At 53.2% G+C, this 21,403-nt stretch carries 18 protein-coding genes and 1 rRNA gene; 10 read left to right on the top strand and 9 right to left on the bottom strand.

The features are described from left to right. Positions 1 to 76 precede the first annotated feature (76 nt). Both BJ885_RS22350 and BJ885_RS22345 read left to right on the top strand, forming a co-directional pair. Entirely contained in the window at positions 77 to 694 is a 618-nt protein-coding gene (locus BJ885_RS22350) for a helix-turn-helix transcriptional regulator (RefSeq protein WP_121932835.1), read from the top strand. Positions 695 to 765: 71 nt separating this feature from the next. Continuing rightward, the gene (locus BJ885_RS22345; protein WP_121932836.1) at positions 766 to 3,714 is read left to right on the top strand and encodes an autotransporter outer membrane beta-barrel domain-containing protein; all 2,949 of its coding nucleotides are present in this window, start codon (positions 766 to 768) and stop codon (positions 3,712 to 3,714) included. A gap of 54 nt (positions 3,715 to 3,768) precedes the next feature. Here BJ885_RS22345 and typA read toward each other — a convergent pair whose 3' ends face one another. Beyond that, positions 3,769 to 5,592 carry a ribosome-dependent GTPase TypA gene (gene typA / locus BJ885_RS22340; RefSeq protein WP_029741474.1) on the bottom strand — a complete coding sequence of 608 codons (1,824 nt, stop codon included), beginning with the start codon at positions 5,590 to 5,592 and terminating at the stop codon, positions 3,769 to 3,771. A 378-nt stretch (positions 5,593 to 5,970) separates the two neighbouring features. On the opposite strand from typA, the gene glnA reads away from it, so the two are divergent. The 4 genes from glnA to BJ885_RS22310 all read left to right on the top strand — a co-directional run bounded on the left by glnA (position 5,971) and on the right by BJ885_RS22310 (position 10,247). Beyond that, a complete protein-coding gene (gene glnA, locus BJ885_RS22330; protein ID WP_023309763.1) occupies positions 5,971 to 7,380 on the top strand; it encodes a glutamate--ammonia ligase in 1,410 nt (469 codons plus the stop codon). Between the two features lie 171 nt (positions 7,381 to 7,551). Then, positions 7,552 to 8,601 carry a nitrogen regulation protein NR(II) gene (glnL, locus tag BJ885_RS22320; protein WP_008501857.1) on the top strand — a complete coding sequence of 350 codons (1,050 nt, stop codon included), beginning with the start codon at positions 7,552 to 7,554 and terminating at the stop codon, positions 8,599 to 8,601. A gap of 11 nt (positions 8,602 to 8,612) precedes the next feature. Then, the gene (gene glnG, locus BJ885_RS22315; protein WP_023309765.1) at positions 8,613 to 10,025 is read left to right on the top strand and encodes a nitrogen regulation protein NR(I); all 1,413 of its coding nucleotides are present in this window, start codon (positions 8,613 to 8,615) and stop codon (positions 10,023 to 10,025) included. Positions 10,026 to 10,136: 111 nt separating this feature from the next. Then, positions 10,137 to 10,247, top strand: coding sequence for a YshB family small membrane protein (locus BJ885_RS22310; protein WP_023333898.1), 111 nt, complete (start codon positions 10,137 to 10,139; stop codon positions 10,245 to 10,247). Between the two features lie 72 nt (positions 10,248 to 10,319). Here BJ885_RS22310 and hemN read toward each other — a convergent pair whose 3' ends face one another. Both hemN and yihI read right to left on the bottom strand, forming a co-directional pair. Then, positions 10,320 to 11,693: an oxygen-independent coproporphyrinogen III oxidase gene (hemN, locus tag BJ885_RS22305; RefSeq protein ID WP_121932837.1), complete on the bottom strand. Its 1,374-nt coding sequence runs from the start codon at positions 11,691 to 11,693 to the stop codon at positions 10,320 to 10,322. A 188-nt stretch (positions 11,694 to 11,881) separates the two neighbouring features. Then, the gene (gene yihI, locus BJ885_RS22295) at positions 11,882 to 12,397 is read right to left on the bottom strand and encodes a Der GTPase-activating protein YihI (RefSeq protein WP_033146972.1); all 516 of its coding nucleotides are present in this window, start codon (positions 12,395 to 12,397) and stop codon (positions 11,882 to 11,884) included. 577 nt (positions 12,398 to 12,974) lie between these two features. Between yihI and yihA the strand changes: the two genes are divergently transcribed. Beyond that, a complete protein-coding gene (yihA, locus tag BJ885_RS22290; protein ID WP_023309768.1) occupies positions 12,975 to 13,604 on the top strand; it encodes a ribosome biogenesis GTP-binding protein YihA/YsxC in 630 nt (209 codons plus the stop codon). A gap of 311 nt (positions 13,605 to 13,915) precedes the next feature. On the opposite strand, the gene polA is transcribed toward yihA, so the two are convergent. After that, positions 13,916 to 16,708 (bottom strand): DNA polymerase I, encoded by a 2,793-nt coding sequence (gene polA / locus BJ885_RS22285; RefSeq protein ID WP_047646929.1) that lies wholly within the window; start codon positions 16,706 to 16,708, stop codon positions 13,916 to 13,918. A gap of 337 nt (positions 16,709 to 17,045) precedes the next feature. Beyond that, the gene (locus tag BJ885_RS23610; protein WP_396349948.1) at positions 17,046 to 17,309 is read right to left on the bottom strand and encodes a hypothetical protein; all 264 of its coding nucleotides are present in this window, start codon (positions 17,307 to 17,309) and stop codon (positions 17,046 to 17,048) included. On the opposite strand from BJ885_RS23610, the gene BJ885_RS22280 reads away from it, so the two are divergent. Continuing rightward, positions 17,206 to 18,057 (top strand): acyltransferase, encoded by an 852-nt coding sequence (locus BJ885_RS22280; protein WP_404851418.1) that lies wholly within the window; start codon positions 17,206 to 17,208, stop codon positions 18,055 to 18,057. The two genes, BJ885_RS23610 and BJ885_RS22280, sit on opposite strands and share 104 nt — an antisense overlap. Positions 18,058 to 18,080: 23 nt before the next feature. Here the strand turns inward: BJ885_RS22280 and dsbA are convergent, their stop codons facing one another. From dsbA to BJ885_RS22265, 3 genes are all read right to left on the bottom strand, one after another. After that, positions 18,081 to 18,704 carry a thiol:disulfide interchange protein DsbA gene (gene dsbA, locus BJ885_RS22275; protein WP_121932838.1) on the bottom strand — a complete coding sequence of 208 codons (624 nt, stop codon included), beginning with the start codon at positions 18,702 to 18,704 and terminating at the stop codon, positions 18,081 to 18,083. A gap of 27 nt (positions 18,705 to 18,731) precedes the next feature. After that, the gene (locus tag BJ885_RS22270; protein ID WP_059347388.1) at positions 18,732 to 19,718 is read right to left on the bottom strand and encodes a serine/threonine protein kinase; all 987 of its coding nucleotides are present in this window, start codon (positions 19,716 to 19,718) and stop codon (positions 18,732 to 18,734) included. Between the two features lie 75 nt (positions 19,719 to 19,793). Further along, positions 19,794 to 20,063: a YihD family protein gene (locus tag BJ885_RS22265; RefSeq protein WP_008501866.1), complete on the bottom strand. Its 270-nt coding sequence runs from the start codon at positions 20,061 to 20,063 to the stop codon at positions 19,794 to 19,796. 68 nt (positions 20,064 to 20,131) lie between these two features. On the opposite strand from BJ885_RS22265, the gene mobA reads away from it, so the two are divergent. Both mobA and mobB read left to right on the top strand, forming a co-directional pair. After that, complete coding sequence (mobA, locus tag BJ885_RS22260; RefSeq protein WP_121932839.1) at positions 20,132 to 20,716, top strand: molybdenum cofactor guanylyltransferase MobA; 585 nt, start codon at positions 20,132 to 20,134, stop codon at positions 20,714 to 20,716. After that, a complete protein-coding gene (gene mobB, locus BJ885_RS22255; RefSeq protein WP_121932840.1) occupies positions 20,713 to 21,216 on the top strand; it encodes a molybdopterin-guanine dinucleotide biosynthesis protein MobB in 504 nt (167 codons plus the stop codon). The genes mobA and mobB overlap by 4 nt, the downstream gene beginning before the upstream one ends. A 99-nt stretch (positions 21,217 to 21,315) precedes the next feature. On the opposite strand, the gene rrf is transcribed toward mobB, so the two are convergent. Further along, positions 21,316 to 21,403, bottom strand: a 5S ribosomal RNA gene (rrf, locus tag BJ885_RS22250); the annotation flags it as partial.

Below are 21,403 nucleotides of genomic sequence, written 5' to 3'. Positions count from 1 at the left end.
CGAGATATGTTTCAAGATTGACACATTTGAACGGCAGTGAAATATTGATAATGAAAATAAGACAGGAGTGGACTGGATGATAACATCGTCGCAAAAGGTTGTCCGCTGTATAAGCTGTGAATTGTCCTGTCAGTTATATCCAGATAACGCAGTACGATCACAATACTGTGGCAACGCCTCGTTCGCGGTTTGGCCGCTTGGTAATCATTTTTTGCAGACTGCAATTGAAAATAAGATATTGCGTGGGAACAAGAATCACCTGTCACGTGGGTTTATTTTTGTAGACTTTTCGATGTATAACCTGCGCGCACTTGCCGATCCGCAATGGATTGAACGTCTGGCGATAACCAACATGAATATCGTGATTATCACGGACCGCAGGCTGGAGGCGCTAGCTAATTACTTATTCAATCAGCGCAGTGAAATAAAGGGAGTTATTTATTCAGATGATAAGGACGTTATATTACAGGAAAAAATTAGCCATCTTTTCTCCGGCAGACGGGTGAATAGCAGACGAGGAAGTAAGTTGAATACCGTCGAATTCACTTTACTTAACAGGTTTTTATCAGGAGCGTGCCTCCAGGAGATTATAAAAACAGACAGCATTGATGTAAAAAAAATTTATGTTCATAAAATACGACTTGAAAGGAAATTAGGTATCAGCATTCATAAAATTCTCGTTTCTATTTTGTAATTTCAACCACTTAACATACCCACATTTAATGCTGTGGAGGATGTTCTACGCCTGAAAGAAAGGGGGCAGTTATGCCATATTTAAAACACTCACCAATCGCCGCTGCGATTTCTCTGGCCTTATCGTCAGCGCTATTTACCGCACATGCGGCGGTAATAGACTTTGCTAATTTACCTGCCTCGGGAGCAGTGACGGATTTGCCTGCAGAAATACAGGCGCTGATTCCTGCAACGGCAAATGCGAACTTTAGCAAAAATACCGGCGATCCTAACTATGTCTACCAGTACAGCGCGGGTAATATCCCGATCTACGGAGATGGGATCACCCTCGAAGGACCGGGGGCGGAAGCCTTTGAGCATTCAGTCACCGTTATTCAGAACTCCACGTCCGGCAGCCCGGGGGTGATATTTGGTGACGATCTGACTATTCGCACCCAGTCAAAAGTGGCTACCAATAATGGTAAAGACGTCGACGGCATCCGCACCCATGGTATGAACACGCCGGACAACCCGGTGTTTATCATTACCGGCGACCGCACCCATATTTACGTCAATGGCCAAAGCGGTGACGGCATCAATGCCGGATACAGCTCCTTCAGCCAGGGCTCTCTCGGCTCCGCCAATATTTATGTGGGTGACGATCTCTATATCGAAACCACCGGCAGTACCGGTCGAGGGATCAGCGCCTATGCACTGAATGATGCGTCAAAGGCCAAAAATAACGTTATCGTCGGCGATCGTGCGCATATTGTAACGCGTGGTACCTCCGCCGAGGGGATTCGTACCAACCAGAGCGGCTCTTACGTCCGTCTGGGGAATGAGGCCGCCATCGAAACCTTCGGCACATCGGCCTACGGCCTGTATGCAGGTTCCGCGTCAAAAATTGAGCTGGGAAAAAACGCGGCGATTACCACCGACGCGTCCAGCGCCTCCGGGGTTTATTCTACCGGCTCGTCAACCATCACCCTTGATGAAGGCGCGACCATCTCCACCAACGGTGCCAGCGCGCATGGCGTCTATGCGTACACAGGCGCGGTGAATCTTGGAGATAACGTCACCATAGCGGTCAACAGCAGCGAGAAAACCAGCAGCTCCGCGCAGGCGCCGCACGGGATGTATGCCTGGTCACGCGGCGTGATAACGCTTGAGGGTGGCGCAACCGTTACCACCGCAGGCCAGCGCGACAGCGGAAGCTACGCTCTGAACGCCGGCAACGGTGGCGTGATTGATGCCTCGGCGGGCGGAAAATTCGTCCTCAACGGCGATATCCTCTCCGCAGGCGGCGTCGCGGCCACCAGCACGCTTCCGGCTCAAAACAGTACCATTACGCTGAATATGGATGACAACTCACTCTGGAACGGGGCGTCTTATATTGAGAGCAACGCCAACGGTACCGGGACTATCGCGCTTACGATGAATGATGCCGTGTGGAATATGCGCGACAGCTCCACGCTGACCAGCCTGACGCTGAACGCGGGCGGTACGATTAATTTCCAGCATGCTGAGGATGCGGCGTGGCAAACCCTGACCATCAGTGACGATTTTATCGGCAACGGCGGCAAGCTGGTTTTCAATACCGTGCTGTTTGACGACGCCTCGGAAACGGACAAACTGATCGTTGAAGGGAACACCTCCGGCCAAACCGGGGTGGAAGTGAACAACATTGGCGGTACTGGCGCACAAACCGTAGAAGGGATTGAAATTGTCAGCGTTGGCGGTAACTCGGACGGGACGTTCGAGAAGGCCAGCCGTATCGTGGCGGGGGGTTATGACTATAACGTTGTGCAAAAAGGGAAAAACTGGTTTCTGACCAGCCTGGCTGAGCCCGTTGACCCACCCGTTGATCCTGTGGACCCGCCCGTTGATCCTGTAGACCCGCCCGTTGATCCTGTAGACCCGCCTGTTGACCCTGTAGACCCACCTGTTGACCCTGTGGACCCACCTGTTGACCCGGTAGACCCACCGGTTGCCCCTGTGGAGCCACCCGTCGACCCGGTGATTCCGCCGCAGGAACCGGCGCCCCCTGCTGCACCACCGAAAAGCGAGCATCAGTATCGCCCTGAATTTGGTAGCTATCAGGCGAACAGCTATGCGGCAAATACGCTGTTTATGACCCGCCTGCACGACCGTCTGGGTGAAACGCAGTACACCGACCTGCTCACCGGCGAGCAAAAAGTAACGAGCCTGTGGATGCGTAACGTCGGCGGCCATACGCGTTTCAGAGACGGCAGCGGCCAGTTAAAAACGACTGCCAATCGCTACGTGCTGCAGCTGGGTGGTGATGTCGCCCAGTGGAGCACCGACGGCCTGGATCGGTGGCATCTTGGCCTGATGGCGGGCTACGGCAACAGCCAGAGCCGGAGTGCTTCCAGCCTGACCGGATACCACTCGTGTGGCGAAGTGAATGGCTATAGCGTCGGTCTGTACGGTACCTGGTACGCAAACGACGCGGATAAAAGTGGTACCTACGTTGATAGCTGGATGCTATATAACTGGTTCGACAATAAGGTGATGGGACAGGATCAGGCGACTGAGCGTTATCGCTCCAGCGGCATAACCGCCTCTGTAGAAGCTGGCTATAGCGTTAAGGTGGGCGAAAGCGGCCGCAACAGCTACTGGCTCCAGCCGAAAGCGCAGGCCGTTTGGATGGACGTGCAGGCTGACGACCATCGCGAGCGCAACGGCACGCGGGTGAAAGACGAGACTCAGGGGAACCTGATGACACGTCTCGGCGTGAAGGCCTATATCAGCGGACATAACGCGATTGACGACGGTAAATCCCGTACCTTCCAGCCGTTTATCGAGGCGAACTGGATCCACAATACCCAGACCACGCGCATCCGCATGGATGACGTCAGCAATGAAATGCGCGGCACTCGCAATATCGGTGAACTTAAAACAGGTGTAGAGGGACAGATTACGCCGCAGCTTAGCGTATGGGGCAATGTGGCTCAGCAGTTAGGCGACAAAGGCTACAGCGATACCCAGGGGATGCTGGGGGTGAAATACAGCTTCAAATAACAACAAAAAAGCCGCTGATTTCTCAGCGGCTTTTTTTAATACGCATTAGCCGTATTAGTCTTCTTTCGGACCGCGCATCGCACGTTTACGATCGTTCTCGGTCAGGTGACGTTTACGGATACGAATTGACTGTGGAGTCACTTCTACCAGTTCGTCATCATCGATGAATTCCAGAGCCTGCTCCAGAGTCATCTTGATCGGTGGAACCAGAACCGTTGCTTCGTCAGTACCGGACGCACGCATGTTGGTCAGTTTCTTACCGGTCAGGCAGTTTACGGTCAGGTCGTTAGAACGACTGTGAATACCGATGATCTGGCCTTCATAAACTTCAGCACCGTGACCCAGGAACAGCTTACCGCGATCCTGCAGACCGAACAGCGCAAACGCAACCGCTTTACCCTGACCGTTGGAGATCAGCACGCCGTTGTTACGCTGGCCCACTTCGCCCGGACGCACGTCGTCGTAGTGGCTGAAGGTGGAGTACAGCAGACCGGTACCGGAGGTCATGGTCATGAACTCTGAACGGAAGCCGATCAGACCACGGCTTGGGATCACGTAGTCGAGACGTACGCGGCCTTTGCCGTCTGGATTCATGTTTTTCAGGTCGCCTTTACGCTCACCCAGAGCCTGCATCACAGAACCCTGGTGCTGCTCTTCAACGTCCAGCGTTACGTTTTCGAATGGCTCTTGTTTACGGCCATCGATCTCGCGGAAGATTACTTTCGGACGGGAAACCGCCATTTCGAAACCTTCACGACGCATGTTCTCAATCAGAACAGACAGGTGCAGCTCACCACGACCAGAAACGCGGAATGCGTCTGCATCCGGGGTTTCTTCAACGCGCAGCGCAACGTTGTGCACCAGCTCTTTGTTCAGGCGATCAAGGATCTGACGAGAGGTAACGAACTTACCTTCTTTACCACAGAACGGAGAGGTGTTGACGTTGAAGAACATGGTTACGGTTGGTTCATCAACGGACAGGGCTGGCAGCGCTTCGACGTTCTGCGGATCGCAGATGGTGTCGGAGATGTTCAGCTCACCCAGACCGGTGATAGCGATGATGTCGCCCGCTTCAGCGATGTCGCTCTCGATACGCTCAAGACCCAGGTGAGTCAGTACTTTACCAACTTTACCGTTACGGGTTTTGCCTTCGCTATCGATGATAGTGACCTGCTGGTTAGGCTTCACTTTACCGCGCTTGATACGACCAATGCCGATTACGCCAACGTAGTTGTTGTAGTCGAGCTGAGAGATCTGCATCTGCAGGGTGCCGTCGAGATCGACGTTTGGCGCAGGAACACGGTCAACAATCGCCTGATACAGCGGGGTCATGTCTTCAGCCATGTCTTCGTGGTCCAGACCTGCGATACCGTTCAGCGCAGAGGCGTAAACGATAGGGAAGTCCAGCTGCTCGTCGGTCGCATCGAGGTTAACGAACAGGTCGAAGACCTGGTCAACAACCCAGTCAGGACGCGCGCCAGGGCGGTCAACTTTGTTGATAACAACGATTGGCTTCAGACCATGGGCAAAAGCTTTTTTGGTCACGAAGCGCGTCTGTGGCATTGGGCCATCCATTGCGTCAACGACCAGCAGAACGGAGTCTACCATGGACATTACACGTTCAACTTCACCACCGAAGTCGGCGTGCCCTGGGGTATCAACGATGTTGATACGGTAGTCATTCCATTTAATCGCGGTGTTTTTCGCGAGGATGGTAATCCCACGCTCTTTCTCCAAATCGTTGGAGTCCATCACGCGTTCTTGGGTTTCGGCACGCGCATCAAACGTACCGGATTGCTGCAGCAGCTTGTCAACCAGGGTAGTTTTACCATGGTCTACGTGCGCGATGATGGCGATGTTACGCAAATTTTCGATCACAACTTTGCCTCAGGCATTTAGAAATAGCGCGTTATTGTACACGGATTAATCGCACTACAAAACAGGATCACAAACATCCCCCGCAAACAAGTATTGCAGAGATGCTTTGTGATCGCTTTCACGGAGCGGTAAAAGGGCACTTTAACGTAAATTGCACCAATATGGTGCTCAATGTTCACATTGAAGCACTATACTGGTGCAACAAATCCATTGTGGTGCAGCCCTTTTGCACTATGGTGCGCATGATAACGCCTTTTTGGGGTGTTTTAAAAGTTGGCACAGATTTCGCTTTATAAAAAATACATGGCACCAGCCAGTACAAACAGAAATTGAAGACCTCGTTACCACGACGACAATGACCAATCTGGAGAGTTAAGTATGTCCGCTGAACACGTTTTGACGATGCTGAACGAACATGAAGTGAAGTTTGTTGATCTGCGCTTCACCGATACCAAAGGTAAAGAACAGCACGTCACAATCCCTGCTCATCAGGTGAACGCCGAATTCTTTGAAGAAGGCAAAATGTTTGACGGCTCCTCCATTGGTGGCTGGAAAGGCATTAACGAATCCGACATGGTTCTGATGCCAGATGCAACCACTGCGGTCATTGATCCGTTCTTCGAAGAACCAACCCTGATCATCCGTTGCGACATCCTCGAGCCAGGCACGCTGCAGGGCTACGACCGCGACCCACGTTCTATCGCGAAACGCGCTGAAGAGTACCTGCGTTCTACCGGCATCGCAGACACCGTTCTGTTCGGGCCAGAGCCAGAATTCTTCCTGTTCGATGACATCCGCTTTGGTGCTTCTATTTCTGGCTCCCACGTGGCTATCGACGACATCGAAGGTGCATGGAACTCCTCCACCAAATACGAAGGTGGTAACAAAGGTCACCGTCCTGGCGTGAAAGGCGGTTACTTCCCGGTTCCTCCGGTCGACTCTGCTCAGGACATTCGTTCCACCATGTGTCTGGTGATGGAAGAGATGGGCCTGGTTGTTGAAGCTCACCACCACGAAGTGGCGACTGCTGGTCAGAACGAAGTGGCAACCCGCTTCAACACCATGACCAAAAAAGCGGACGAAATTCAGATCTACAAATACGTTGTGCACAACGTTGCGCACCGTTTCGGTAAAACCGCGACCTTCATGCCAAAACCAATGTTTGGCGATAACGGTTCCGGTATGCACTGCCACATGTCTCTGTCCAAGAACGGTACCAACCTGTTCTCTGGCGACAAATATGCCGGTCTGTCCGAGCAGGCGCTGTATTACATCGGTGGTGTTATCAAACACGCTAAAGCGATCAACGCCCTGGCGAACCCAACCACGAACTCCTACAAGCGTCTGGTCCCGGGCTACGAAGCGCCAGTGATGCTGGCCTACTCTGCACGTAACCGTTCTGCTTCTATCCGTATCCCGGTGGTGGCTTCTCCTAAAGCGCGTCGTATCGAAGTTCGCTTCCCGGACCCAGCGGCTAACCCATACCTGTGCTTCGCAGCACTGCTGATGGCCGGTCTGGACGGTATCAAGAACAAGATTCATCCGGGCGAAGCGATGGACAAAAACCTGTACGACCTGCCGCCAGAAGAAGCGAAAGAGATCCCACAGGTTGCTGGCTCTCTGGAAGAAGCCCTGCAGGCGCTGGACGCAGACCGCGAGTTCCTGACTGCAGGTGGCGTATTCACTGACGACGCTATCGATGCTTACATCGCCCTGCGTATGGAAGAGAACGACCGCGTGCGTATGACTCCACACCCGGTTGAGTTCGAGCTGTACTACAGCGTTTAATTAAAGTTGTTTTACCCGGCGTGATAAGCGCCGGGAGTAGTTGCCGTGGAAACTTTTAGCCCATCTCCGGATGGGCTTTTTTCTCCACCAACAACCTGATCTCACGCGCTTTTTACGCCGAAAACGCTATACTGCACTAAATTAGTGCAAACGACTCCAGGAGACTGCTGAATGGCAACTGGCACGCTGCCCGATGCTGGGCAGATCCTCAATTCTTTGATTAACAGCATATTGCTGGTCGATGACGAGCTGGCCGTTCATTACGCCAACCCGGCCGCGCAGCAGCTGCTCGCCCAAAGCGCACGTAAACTGTTCGGCACCCCGCTTCCTGAACTCCTGAGCTACTTTTCGCTGAATATTGGCCTGATGCAGGAAAGTTTGCAGGCTGGCCAGGGGTTTACCGATAACGAAGTCACGCTGGTGATCGACGGGCGCTCGCACATTCTGTCGCTGACCGCGCAGCGTCTTCCCGAAGGTCTGATCCTGCTGGAAATGGCGCCGATGGATAATCAGCGTCGACTGAGCCAGGAGCAGCTTCAGCATGCGCAGCAAATTGCCGCCCGTGACCTGGTGCGCGGTCTGGCACATGAAATCAAAAACCCGCTGGGTGGATTACGCGGCGCGGCGCAGCTTCTGACCAAGGCGCTGCCCGACCCCGCGCTGGCAGAGTATACCAACGTCATCATTGAGCAGGCGGACCGTCTGCGGAATCTGGTAGACCGTCTTCTCGGTCCGCAGCAGCCGGGAATGCACGTAACGGAAAGCATCCATAAAGTGGCTGAGCGGGTGGTGAAGCTCGTCTCAATGGAGCTGCCGGAGAACGTCACGCTGGTACGTGATTACGACCCAAGCCTGCCGGAACTGGCCCATGACCCGGACCAGATTGAGCAGGTCCTGTTGAATATTGTGCGTAATGCCCTGCAGGCGCTGGGACCTGAAGGCGGCGAGATTATTTTACGCACCCGTACCGCCTTCCAGCTCACGTTACACGGCGTGCGCTACCGGCTGGCCGCCCGAATCGACGTTGAGGATAACGGGCCCGGCATTCCATCGCATTTGCAGGACACCCTGTTCTACCCGATGGTAAGCGGTCGCGAAGGCGGAACCGGCCTGGGCTTATCCATTGCCCGCAGTTTGATCGATCAACACTCCGGGAAAATTGAATTTACCAGTTGGCCGGGACATACCGAGTTTTCGGTTTTCCTGCCGATTAAAAAATAAAGGTGACGTTTATGCAACGAGGGATAGTCTGGGTAGTCGATGACGATAGCTCCATCCGTTGGGTGCTTGAACGCGCGCTCACAGGGGCGGGATTAAGCTGCACGACGTTTGAGAGCGGCAGCGAAGTGCTCGACGCACTCACCACTAAAACGCCAGATGTTCTGCTTTCGGATATTCGCATGCCGGGCATGGACGGGCTGGCGCTGTTAAAGCAGATCAAACAACGCCACCCTATGCTTCCGGTCATCATAATGACCGCGCACTCCGATCTGGATGCCGCAGTGAGCGCCTATCAGCAAGGGGCGTTCGATTACCTGCCCAAACCCTTTGATATCGACGAAGCGGTGGCGCTGGTTGAGCGCGCGATTAGCCATTATCAGGAGCAGCAACAGCCGCGCCACGCGCCCGATTTTGGGCCAACGACAGATATCATCGGTGAAGCGCCGGCGATGCAGGACGTGTTTCGCATTATTGGTCGTTTATCCCGCTCGTCCATCAGCGTATTGATTAACGGTGAGTCGGGAACCGGTAAAGAGCTTGTGGCGCATGCATTGCACCGCCACAGTCCGCGGGCAAAAGCGCCGTTCATCGCCCTGAATATGGCGGCGATCCCGAAGGATTTGATTGAGTCCGAACTGTTCGGCCATGAAAAAGGGGCATTTACCGGCGCCAATACCATTCGCCAGGGGCGGTTCGAACAGGCCGACGGCGGTACGCTGTTCCTGGATGAGATCGGCGATATGCCGCTGGATGTCCAGACACGCCTGCTGCGCGTGCTGGCCGACGGGCAGTTTTATCGCGTGGGCGGCTATGCGCCGGTGAAGGTGGACGTGCGTATTATCGCCGCGACCCACCAGAACCTGGAGCAACGCGTTCAGGAAGGAAAATTCCGTGAGGATTTATTCCACCGTCTGAACGTCATCCGCGTTCATCTGCCGCCGCTGCGTGAACGTCGGGAAGATATTCCCCGCCTGGCGCGCCATTTCCTGCAGGTAGCCGCCCGCGAGCTGGGTGTGGAAGCCAAGCAGCTTCACCCGGAAACCGATGCCGCTCTGACGCGTCTGGCGTGGCCGGGCAACGTGCGCCAGCTGGAAAACACCTGCCGCTGGTTAACCGTGATGGCCGCCGGGCAGGAAGTGCTGATTCAGGATTTACCGGCCGAGCTGTTTGAAGCGACCGCACCTGAAAGCAGTACCGGGCACGCGCTGCCGGACAGCTGGGCGACGCTGCTGGCGCAGTGGGCCGACCGCGCGCTGCGTTCCGGTCATCAAAACCTGCTGTCTGAAGCTCAGCCAGAGATGGAGCGTACGCTATTAACTACCGCGCTTCGTCATACTCAGGGTCATAAGCAGGAAGCCGCTCGCCTGTTGGGATGGGGTCGTAATACCCTGACGCGCAAGCTTAAAGAGCTGGGAATGGAGTGATCGTACGCCGCTGTGTAAAGGTTATTAATTGAGCGCAAATTGCCGTTATTTTGCGCTTTACTGTTCCGATGAGTTTTGTATGATCGTGCCCGGAAATTGGGGGTGAACATCATGCTGGAAACAATCGTGAATATGCTCTCTAGCGGAGCCGCTGAAAGCCACACGCCACAAACAGCCGTTGCGGCTATGCTGTGCGCGGCGCTGGTTGGGCTGTTTAGCTAGCGAGTTGAACGTAAAAGCCGGGTGGCGGCTTCGCCTTACCCGGCCTACGTTTTGTGCATTTTGCAATGCGCCTTAAATCACCCGCGAGAACTGCTGCAGTCGCGCTTTCTGGCGCAGATACGCGTCAAAGCACATGCAAATATTACGGATCAACAGACGCCCTTTCGGCGTGACCTCAATCGCGTTCTCCGACACATCCACCAGCCCGTCTTTCGCCAGCGGTGCAATCAGCTTCAGGTCTTCCGCAAAATAATCTCTGAAGTGCAGATCCCACTGCGACTCAACGTCGCTGAAATCGAGACGGAAGTTGCAGATTAGCGCTTTAATCACATCGCGACGGATGCAGTCGTCGCGCGTTAACGCAATGCCGCGCCACAGCGCGTTGCCCGTTTCATCAACCTGCTGGTAGTAGAGCTTCAGCTCTTTCTGGTTCTGCGCGTAACAGTCGCCAATCATACTGATGGCGGAGACGCCCATCCCCAGCAAATCGGTATCGCCCTGCGTCGTGTAGCCCTGGAAGTTACGGTGCAGTACCCCTTCACGCTGCGCAATCGCCAGCTCGTCATCCGGACGAGCAAAGTGATCCATTCCGATAAACTGATAGCCGGTTTCGGTCAGCGAGGTGATGGTTTCCTGCAGAATATCCAGCTTCTGCTGGGCTGAAGGAAGATCGGCATCTTTGATTTTGCGCTGGGCGGCAAAGAGGGTCGGCAGGTGCGCATAGTTAAAGACGCTCAGGCGGTCCGGGTTGAGTTCGGCCACGCGCTTCAGGGTGAAGGCGAAGCTCTCCGGCGTCTGCTTTGGCAGGCCGTAAATCAGGTCGATATTGGTCGAGGTGAAACCAATCTCACGCGCGTGGTTGAGCAAGGCAAAGATAAACTCTTCGTCCTGCTCGCGGTTCACCAGACGCTGAACCTCTTTATTGAAATCCTGCACGCCCATGCTCAGACGATTGAAGCCTTCGGCGCGTAAGTGATCCAGTACATCCAGCTCAATTTCACGCGGATCGACTTCGATCGAGATTTCAGCGTCGGCGTTAAAACTGAAATTGCCGCGCAGCAGGGACATCAGGCGGCTTATTTGCGCTTTATTCAGATAGGTTGGCGTGCCGCCGCCCCAGTGAAGCTGGCTGACGTGACGGCCAGCAAACAGCGGTGCGCGATGGACAATTTCTTGTTCGAGGGCATCAAGATACTGATCGGCTTTGTGCTGCTGACGGGTAACGATTTTATTGCAGCCGCAGAAGTAGCAGAGCTTGTGGCAGAACGGAATATGGACGTAGAGCGACAGCGGACGCTCAGGATAGCGCGCGACAGCATGCTGGAAATCAGCCTCGCCGAAGGCATCGGAGAACTCCAGCGCGGTGGGGTATGACGTATAACGCGGCCCGGAATAGTTATATTTCTGGATTAGGGCCAAATCCCAGTCGATAGTTGGTGCTGACATGCTCACTCCTTCCGTTGGTGTCGCGTTCGTATACGGCGGCCCGTTCTGGCCCCATCGCGGGCCATCACTCGGGTGCGCAGCCACTTCTGTCGCCGCGACAACCGCCGTAGTTTAACGAATAACCACACCAGATAACATATAACCGGAAGGGTTATAAGCAGGACTATCGTGCCTGCCGGGTGCAAATGTTAGTTTCCACCCTTCAGAAGACGCATCATATCTTCCTGCTTCTCGTCTTCTTCTTCATCTTCGTCATCGTCGTATGACAGGCCCAGCTTCTGCATCAGTTCATCGATACGATCCAGTTTGGCATCCACCCATGACTGCTCTTCAGCGGTCAGGGTTTCACCCTCTTCAAGACGTTCCAGCAGCGCGTCCAGGCGCTCATCGTTCTCCAGCAAATCCAGCTCAGCCTGCGGTGAAAGCATAGGTTTCTCGCTCTTTGGTTTGTGCTGCTTAGTGACCGGGGTGTCTGTCACGCCCAGTGGAATGGGAGTTTTACTGCCGATACGAGGGTCTTTCTGCTGTTTGCCTTTTGCAGAAGCACCCGCTGCACCACCACCGTTGGCACGGCTACCCGCAGTATGACCGCGATGTTTTTTGTCGCGTTTACGATCGCGCGCTTCCTGGTTCAGTTCTTCGCGCGTTTTGCGGCGTGCTTTTGCAGGGCGTTTCGCGCCCGCAGCGGAGGTTGGTTTTTTCATGATGTTTTATCTTTAAGTCGTTTTCTTCAGTATAGAATTGCGGCGAAATCTAGCAGAAAGCAAGCAAAGAAAAAAGGCGACAGAGCAATCTGTCGCCTTTTTTCCTGACTCACAACCCTTAGCGGGTCAGACTTTCCGTGTTTGCCAACAACAAACCCTGTTTATCCCTTGGCTAATACCGTCCGTGATACGGTTCCATTTCCTTTTAAAACGCCTCCAGGCGCTGGTCATCCTGACAATCCTGCGTCTTCGCCTCCTGGCGTTCCTGACCCTTGTCCTTAAGTCGATATCCTGCTGGCTTCCTCGCCCTGACGCACACTTTACCTTGTTCCGTTAAACTAACAAGCAACGAAACGGTACAAAAAGGAATTTTCAGACAATTACCCGGAAATAAGCTTATGATTTAAAACAGTTTGGCTTTTTTGACGCCTGCGATTTCTCTGATATCTCCCATAGCATCACTGGCCGATCTCTCACACCGGTTGGGGCATTCGCCTACAGCTCATAGCAATCAGAAAAGCCTTTTGCCTGCATTCGGGTATAATCCCCTTCAGATTACGATTTTGGAGACGACCACGTGACTACCTGGAACTACCAACAGACGCATTTTGTCACCAGTGCGCCCGATATTCGCCACCTTCCCTCTGATACCGGTATTGAAGTGGCATTTGCTGGCCGCTCCAATGCGGGGAAATCCAGCGCCCTGAATACGCTGACCAATCAGAAGAGCCTGGCGCGTACCTCAAAAACACCTGGCCGTACCCAGCTGATCAACCTGTTTGAAGTTGCTGAGGGCAAACGCCTGGTCGACTTACCGGGCTACGGTTACGCGCAGGTACCGGAAGAGATGAAAATCAAGTGGCAGCGTGCGCTGGGTGAATACCTGGAAAAACGCCTGTGCCTGAAAGGTCTGGTGGTGCTGATGGATATTCGCCATCCCCTGAAAGATCTGGATCAGCAGATGATCGACTGGGCTGTAGCAAGCGATATCGCCGTGCTGGTGCTGCTGACGAAAGCCGATAAGCTGGCGAGCGGCGCGCGTAAAGCGCAGGTGAATATGGTTCGCGAAGCGGTGCTGGCGTTCAACGGTGATGTGCAGGTTGAGCCGTTCTCCTCCCTGAAAAAGCAGGGCGTGGACAAGCTGCGTCAGAAGCTCGACACCTGGTTTAGCGAGCTGGAACCCGCGACGGAAGCGGAAGAAGAGTAATACCGAGCGCGGCGATAGCCGCGTTTTTTTTGCCTGAATTTTTCTTTGACGCAATAAAAAACGCCCCAGTCATTACTGACTGGGGCGGCTAAAATATTCAGCCAAATCCGATTACGTGAAGTAAAAGGTCTGAAAGATAGAACATCTTACCTCTGTACCCTACGCCGACAACTCTACCCCTTTTTGTGCTGCAGAAAAAGCACTTTTTGTAGTTTTTTTTCATTCTTTACATAGGGAATTCTAATGATTGTCACAAAACGCGCGTTGTTATGTTGCAAACTTACATAAAAAGCGCGTTATGCGAAGAACCGTTAGTGAGCCTGATCCCAGTTTTCGCCACTTCCTACTTCCACCAGCAACGGCACGTCAAGCGTCATGCTGCTTTCCATCAGTTCGTGGATCTTCTTCGACACGGCGTCAAGGTCGTCTTTGTGCACTTCAAATACCAGTTCATCGTGTACCTGCATGATCATTTTCACGCGAGGCTTCTCTTCTTCCAGCCAGGCATCAACGGCGATCATTGCACGCTTAATAATGTCCGCCGCGGTACCCTGCATCGGGGCGTTGATCGCCGCACGCTCTGCGCCAGCGCGACGCGCCGCGTTGCTGGATTTGATGTCCGGTAAGTAGAGACGGCGGCCATCCAGGGTTTCGACGTAACCTTTTTCCTTCGCCTGCGCGCGGGTGCGTTCCATATATTCCAGCACGCCCGGATAACGCTCGAAGTAGAGATCCATATACTTCTGCGACTCTTTACGCGGAATGTTGAGCTGGCGCGAAAGACCAAATGCGCTCATGCCGTAAATCAGACCGAAGTTGATCGCCTTAGCACTGCGGCGCTGCTCGTTGGTCACGCTGTCTAGCGGCAAGCCGAAGACTTCCGCCGCGGTTGCCCGGTGGATATCCTTCCCTTCGGCAAACGCGGTCAGCAGGCCTTTGTCGCGGGACAGATGCGCCATAATGCGCAGCTCAATTTGCGAGTAGTCAGCAGAGACAATCAGATAATCCTCTGGTGCGATGAAAGCCTGGCGAATACGGCGGCCTTCTTCGTTACGTACCGGGATGTTCTGCAGGTTGGGATCGGTTGATGAGAGACGACCGGTCGCCGCGACAGCCTGATGGTACGACGTGTGCACGCGACCCGTTTTCGGGTTGATCATCAGCGGGAGCTTGTCGGTGTAGGTAGACTTCAGCTTCGCGAGGCCACGGTACTGCAGAATCACTTTTGGCAGCGGGTAGTCCAGCGCCAGCTCTTCCAGCACCTCTTCAGAGGTTGACGGCGCGCCGCCTGGGGTTTTCTTCAGCGGCTTGATGCCCTGCTTTTCAAACAGAATGGTTTGCAGCTGCTTCGGTGAAGAGAGATTAAACGGCTCGCCTGCAAGCTCATGCGCTTTTTGCTCAAGCTCGGTCAAACGCTGCGCCAGCTCCCCGGAGTGGTTATGCAGCACCGTTGGGTCGATTTTCACGCCGTTACGTTCAATGCGTGACAGCACGGGCACCAGCGGCATCTCAATATGCTGGAACACGTTCAGCGGACCTTCATGCTTCTGCAGTTTTGGCCACATCTTCAGGTGCAGCTGCAGCGTGACATCTGCGTCTTCCGCCGCGTAGCGCCCCGCTTCTTCCAGAGCAATCTGGTTAAAGGTGAGCTGATTTTTTCCTTTACCAGCAATCTCTTCAAAGGTGATCGTTTTGTGCTTGAGCCAGCGGTCAGATAAGGAATCCATATCATGGCGGCCCGCGACGCTGTCCAGAATGTAGGATTCAAGCATGGTGTCGAAGGCAATCCCGCGCAGTTCAATGCCGTAGTTTTGCAGAATGCCGCGGTCGTACTTGAGGTTTTGCCCAACCTTGAGCGCCTTTTCGTCTTCCAGAATCGGCTTCAGCAGCTCAAGCACGCGTTCACGGGAAATTTGCTCCGGCGCATCCAGGTAATCGTGCGCCACGGGAACGTAGGCGGCAATACCAGGCTCTGTCGCAAATGACAGGCCAACCATATTGGCTGAGATGTTATCAAGACTGTCAGTTTCGGTATCAAAGGCAAAGACCGGCGCCTTTTTCAGTTTCTCGATCCAGGCGATCAGCTGTGACTCTTCAAGAATGGTTTCGTAGTTGTCGAAGGAAAGCGCCACGGCTTCTTCTTCTGCCTGCTCTTCTGCGTCAACGACGATCGTCTCCTTCGGCTTTGCAGCAGGTTTGGCCCCTTTTGCCTGTAGCCATTTACCGGCTTCCACGTCAGTGATCCAGCGCTTGAACTCGTATTTCTTAAACAGGCTCAGCAGATCGTCAGCGGAAGGCTGTTGCACTTCAAGCTGCTCACAGCCCAGCTCCAGTTCGACATCGGTTTTGATTGTCGCCAGCTTATAGGAGAGATAAGCCACCTCTTTGTTCTCTTCCAGTTTTCCGGCCATGGTTTTTGCGCCACGGAAGGAGAGCCCGGCGATTTTATCCGATTCCGCGTACAGCGTATCCAGACCGCCCAGCCCCTGGAGCAGCGCCTGCGCGGTTTTTTCACCGACGCCAGGGACACCCGGGATGTTATCCGAGGAGTCGCCCATCAACGCGAGGAAGTCGATAATCAGCTCGGGCGGCACGCCATACTTTGTGACCACTTCTTCTGGCCCCAGAATGGTGTTGGTCATGGTGTTAATCAGGGTGATGCCTGGCGTCACCAGTTGCGCCATATCTTTATCACCAGTGCTGATCAGCACAGGACGACCCATCTTTTCTGCTTCACGCGCCAGCGTGCCGATGACGTCATCAGCCTCAACGCCAGAGACGGCCAGCAGCGGCAGCCCCATCGCTTTTACCATGGTGTGCAGCGGCTCAATCTGTGCACGCAGATCGTCAGGCATTGGCGGACGGTGAGATTTGTAATGCTCAAACAGCTCATCGCGGAAAGTTTTACCTTTCGCATCAAAGACTACAGCCGCATGGGTTGGCTGATACTGAAGGATCAGGCTGCGCAGCATGTTCAGCACGCCGTACATTGCGCCGGTAGGTTCCCCTGCGCTATTGGTCAGAGGAGGAAACGCATGGTACGCCCGATACAGGTAAGAAGAGCCATCGACGAGAATAAGAGGGTTTTCTGGGATCTGAACCATAATGTCCGTGCCTTTAATCAATTTATGGGTAAAGGATGCCACAGAAGGATGAAAACATCAGGTATTAGCGCCAGATACAGGAAAAGATTTTGCGATCGTGAGGATCGCTCGCAAAAATCAAACTGTGGATAAGTTTGTGTATATTTTCACTTCATATGAATAACAGACGTAAAAAATACATATGAGTTAATTTTTAGATCTTAATTATCATGCTGTTATCGCATTAGATCTTCTCTATATGGTCACCTGATGGCAATTTAGTCTATGTGGATATAAGCCTTGTTAAGCGCGGAATCACAGAGAAATCTTCTGCGGCAGTGTAAAAGCGGCCAAATCATCACGTCAAAGCGCCATTAATTTGTCTGTTTTCTGGTAAAATCAGCGCCCGGCGTTGCATAGCCGACCGCTCACTTACAGCTAACCATTTGAAAAAGCTCATCATGTCGAGATTGCTCGCTGCAATAACATTACTGTTAAGCATCATTTTAACTATCCTGGTGACTATCGCCTGCTCTGTGCCGATCATTATCGCCGGGATTATTAAACTGCTGCTGCCTGTCCCTGTGGTGTGGCGAGCCGTGTCCGCATTTTGTAATTTCATGATGTACTGCTGGTGCGAAGGACTGGCGATCCTGCTGTGCCTGAACCCGCATCTGAAGTGGGATATCAAAGGGCTGGAGAGTCTTAACAAGAAAAACTGGTATCTGCTGATCTGCAATCACCACAGCTGGGCGGACATCGTGGTGTTATGCGTACTTTTTCGCAAACACATCCCGATGAACAAATACTTTCTGAAACAGCAGCTCGCCTGGGTGCCTTTTATCGGGCTGGCCTGCTGGGCGCTTGATATGCCGTTTATGAAACGCTATTCGCGCAGCTATTTAATTCGTCATCCCGAGCGTCGCGGCAAAGATGTGGAGACCACACGCCGTTCCTGCGAAAAGTTTCGCGCGCATCCAACGACCATCGTGAATTTTGTTGAAGGCTCCCGTTTTACGGAAGAGAAGCATCAACAAACCCGCTCTCCTTACCAGCATCTGCTGCCGCCGAAGGCGGCGGGTATTGCGATGGCGCTTAACGTGCTGGGAGCACAGTTCGATAAACTCCTGAACGTCACGCTCTGCTATCCGGAAAACGATAAGACGCCGTTTTTTGATATGCTCAGCGGCAAACTGACGCGCATTGTTGTGCGTGTCGATCTGGTCCCGATAGATGCCGGGCTGCACGGTGATTACGTTAACGATAAGAATTTCAAGCGTCGTTTCCAGCAGTGGCTTAATACGCTCTGGAAAGAGAAAGACGAACAGATAGACAAGATTAAATCTTCATACAAAAACGCCGGTCAGTGACCGGCGTTTTTACATCAGCGAAATTACTTCTTCTCAACCAGGAATTTCACGGTATCAGCATACTGCTGTACGAAGATATCCATGCTGCTGGTGTCCATGCCCTGCATGTTCAGCTGGTATTTGCCGTTAACAAACATCGCCGGAACGCCCTGAAGCTGGAGGTCAGCAGCCGCTTTTTCCTGCTGAGCAACCAGAGATTTCACCACAAAGCTGTTCCATGCAGCGTCATACTCTTCACCTTTCACGCCGGCATCAACGAACACTTTACGGATATCCGCGGTAGTCTGAACGGTCTGGGTTTTCTGTACGGCTTCAAACATTGGCGCAGTGATCTTATCTTCCACGCCCAGTGCCATCGCAACCGCCCACGCCTGAGTCAGGTCTTTACCCAATGGGCCCAGGAACTCGACGTGAAACTTGGTCATTTTGGTGCCTTCCGGCAGCTTTTTCTTCACGTTGTCAGACACATGCAGAACCTGCTCGAACTGATAGCAGTGCGGGCAGTAGAACGAGAAGAACTCCAGAACCTGTGGCTCGCCAGCGACCGGTTTGTCCAGCGTGGTGTACTGTTTGCCGTCGGTAAACTGCGCAGCAGAAGCGCTAAATGCCAGAATCATACCTGCCAGCGCCAGCCAAATTTTTTTCATGATTAACTCTCTCCTGGGTGTGTCCAATTAATACATCGGCGTTAATTGCAGAGGGGGTTCCTGAAGAACCTTGACCTGCTCAGTAAATGTAGATATCTGGCTACGCCAGTAATCCTCTCCGGTAAGCCACGGGAAATTCCGGGGAAATGCGGGATCGTCCCAACGCCTGATTAACCATGCGAGATAATAAACAAAACGCATCGCACGTAAAGGCTCAATCAGGGCAATTTCGTCTGAATTAAACGGGCTAAATTCTTCATAAGCTTCAATAATGGTTTCAAGCTGCATGCGTTGCTCGGCTTTATCGCCATTGAGCAGCATCCACAGGTCCTGAACCGCTGGCCCCATACGCGCATCATCGAGATCGACAAACAGCGGGCCATCACGCCAGAGGATATTTCCGGCATGACAATCGCCGTGCAGGCGCAGAACGGTAATATCGTCGCGCCAGCAGGTTTTAACGGCAGCAATGAGCTTATCGGTGGCGTTGAGGAAATCATCCTTTAACGCAGTGGGGATCATGGCAGACGTTTCGAATATTCCCCGCGGTTCAAGAAGGTATTCCTGAATTCCGATAGTCGGGCGGGCAATAAAGGCTTTTTTGCGTCCCGTCTGGTGTATGCGCCCAAGATAGCGGGCAACCCACTCCATCTGATCGATATTATCCGCTTCAAACTGGCGCCCCCCCAGGCTCGGGAATACAGCGTAGTAAAACCCTTCGTGCGTGAGGAGCGTTTGGTTATTAAATTTTAGCGGTGCGGCAACGGGAACATCGTCATCCAGCAGATCGTGAGCAAACTGATGCTCTTCCTGAATTTGTTCTGCGGACCAGCGTTCAGGGCGATAGAACTTTACGACGAAGCGCTGACGATCCTCGTCCTGAAATTGATAGACGCGGTTTTCGTAGCTGTTTAACGGTGTTAGCCCGGAATCCACCCGAATACCCTGTTCAAACAGGGCATCCATAATGGTGTCCGGGTGTAATGTCTGGAAAGTAAAAGCCTGGTCGTTCATCCGATCATCCGGAAATTATACGAATGATTCAGGATATCATCTTGTGGCGATTTCGGTGCCGCCGCTTACAAGCTTTTACTCTTTAATTACGCCTCGGGCGCGCAGTAATGCGGTCTTAAAATCTTCCTCATAATCCTTCTGAATACCAGGAATAACAGCATCTTTGGCAGAATCACGCATTTTAAGGTGGTAGATCAGGATGTCGTCAGAAAGGTCTGCCAGATCGCCGTCAAAGCCTGACTCTTTCGCCAGTTTCTGTAAAAATTGCATCAGATTTAGCTCTGGCTCTTTTTGCCAGGCGGGCTGGAGGAGTTCAATAACTTCATTCAGACGTTTACATTTCATGGTGGGGCTCCTTTCATTTAGAGTGACACGTTAGCAGGGTCAATCCCACAATAAAAGAGGCGATATTCGTGAATCTTAGCCAGGAAATCATTGGGGTCGTTCTGGCAGGTGGCAGAGCGACGCGAATGGGGGGGAAAGATAAGGGGCTTCAACGCCTGAACGGCAAACCCTTATGGCAATGTGTCGCTGATACGCTCGCAGGCCAGGTGTCGACAATGGTCATCAGTGCTAACCGGCATCTCGACACTTACCAGCTCAGCGGGTACGCCGTTTACCAGGATATCCTTGAGGATTACCCGGGACCGCTGGCCGGGATGCTTTCGGTCATGCAACAGTCTTGCGGAGAGTGGTTCATCTTCTGTCCCTGCGATACTCCGTTTATTCCGTCCTGTCTTGTCGAGCGTTTGTTGCTGCTTCGCGGTACGGCTCCTGTGGTTTGGGTACATGACGGCGAGCGTGATCATCCTGCTATCGCATTGATGCACCGATCCCTGGCGCCAGCCTTGCAGTCCTATCTGGCTGCGGGAGAGCGCAGGGTGATGGATTTTATGCGCGAGTCTGGCGGTCATCCCGTTGATTTTAGCGATTTAAAATCAGCATTTGTGAATGTGAATACGCCTGACGATTTGCAGATGATGCAGGAGAAAAGATGATACCTGTTGTCGCCATTTCCGCCTGGAGTGGGACCGGAAAAACCACGCTGCTTAAAAAGCTCATTCCTGCGCTTTGTGCCAGAGGTATCCGTCCAGGATTGATTAAGCATACCCACCATAATATGGATGTCGATAGACCGGGCAAAGATAGCTATGCGTTACGTAAAGCGGGTGCAGCGCAAACAATGGTGGCAAGTACTCAACGCTGGGCGCTGATGACAGAAACGCCGGATGAGGCGCCGCTGGATCTCGCCTATCTGGTCAGCCGGATGGATCATGCCACGCTGGATCTGGTGCTGGTTGAGGGATTTAAGCATGAGGCCGTGCCTAAGATCCTGTTGTTCAGAAGCGATGCCGGGCATGATTTCAGCGAATTAACGCTGGATGAGCATGTGATTGCGGTGGCCAGTGATGTTGTATTGCCGCTTGAGGTTACGGTGCTGGATTTAAATGATGTGGAAGGGATTGCGGAGTTTATTGTGGAGTGGAGTGCGATCTGACTTACCGGGGGGCGGTTTCGCCCTACCCGGCCTACAAATTTCTGAGGTGCTTAAACGCAAAAAGGCCATCCTTTCGGATGGCCTCTTCACTTATTTGATGCCTGGCAGTTCCCTACTCTCACATGGGGAGACCCCACACTACCATCGGCGCTACGGCGTTTCACTTCTGAGTTCGGCATGGGGTCAG

Source organism: Enterobacter sp. WP_7_1 (assembly GCF_003688535.1).
Taxonomy (GTDB): domain Bacteria; phylum Pseudomonadota; class Gammaproteobacteria; order Enterobacterales; family Enterobacteriaceae; genus Enterobacter; species Enterobacter asburiae.
The sequence above is the reverse complement of the archived record's forward strand: the minus strand, read 5'-3'. Positions and strand labels throughout refer to the sequence as shown.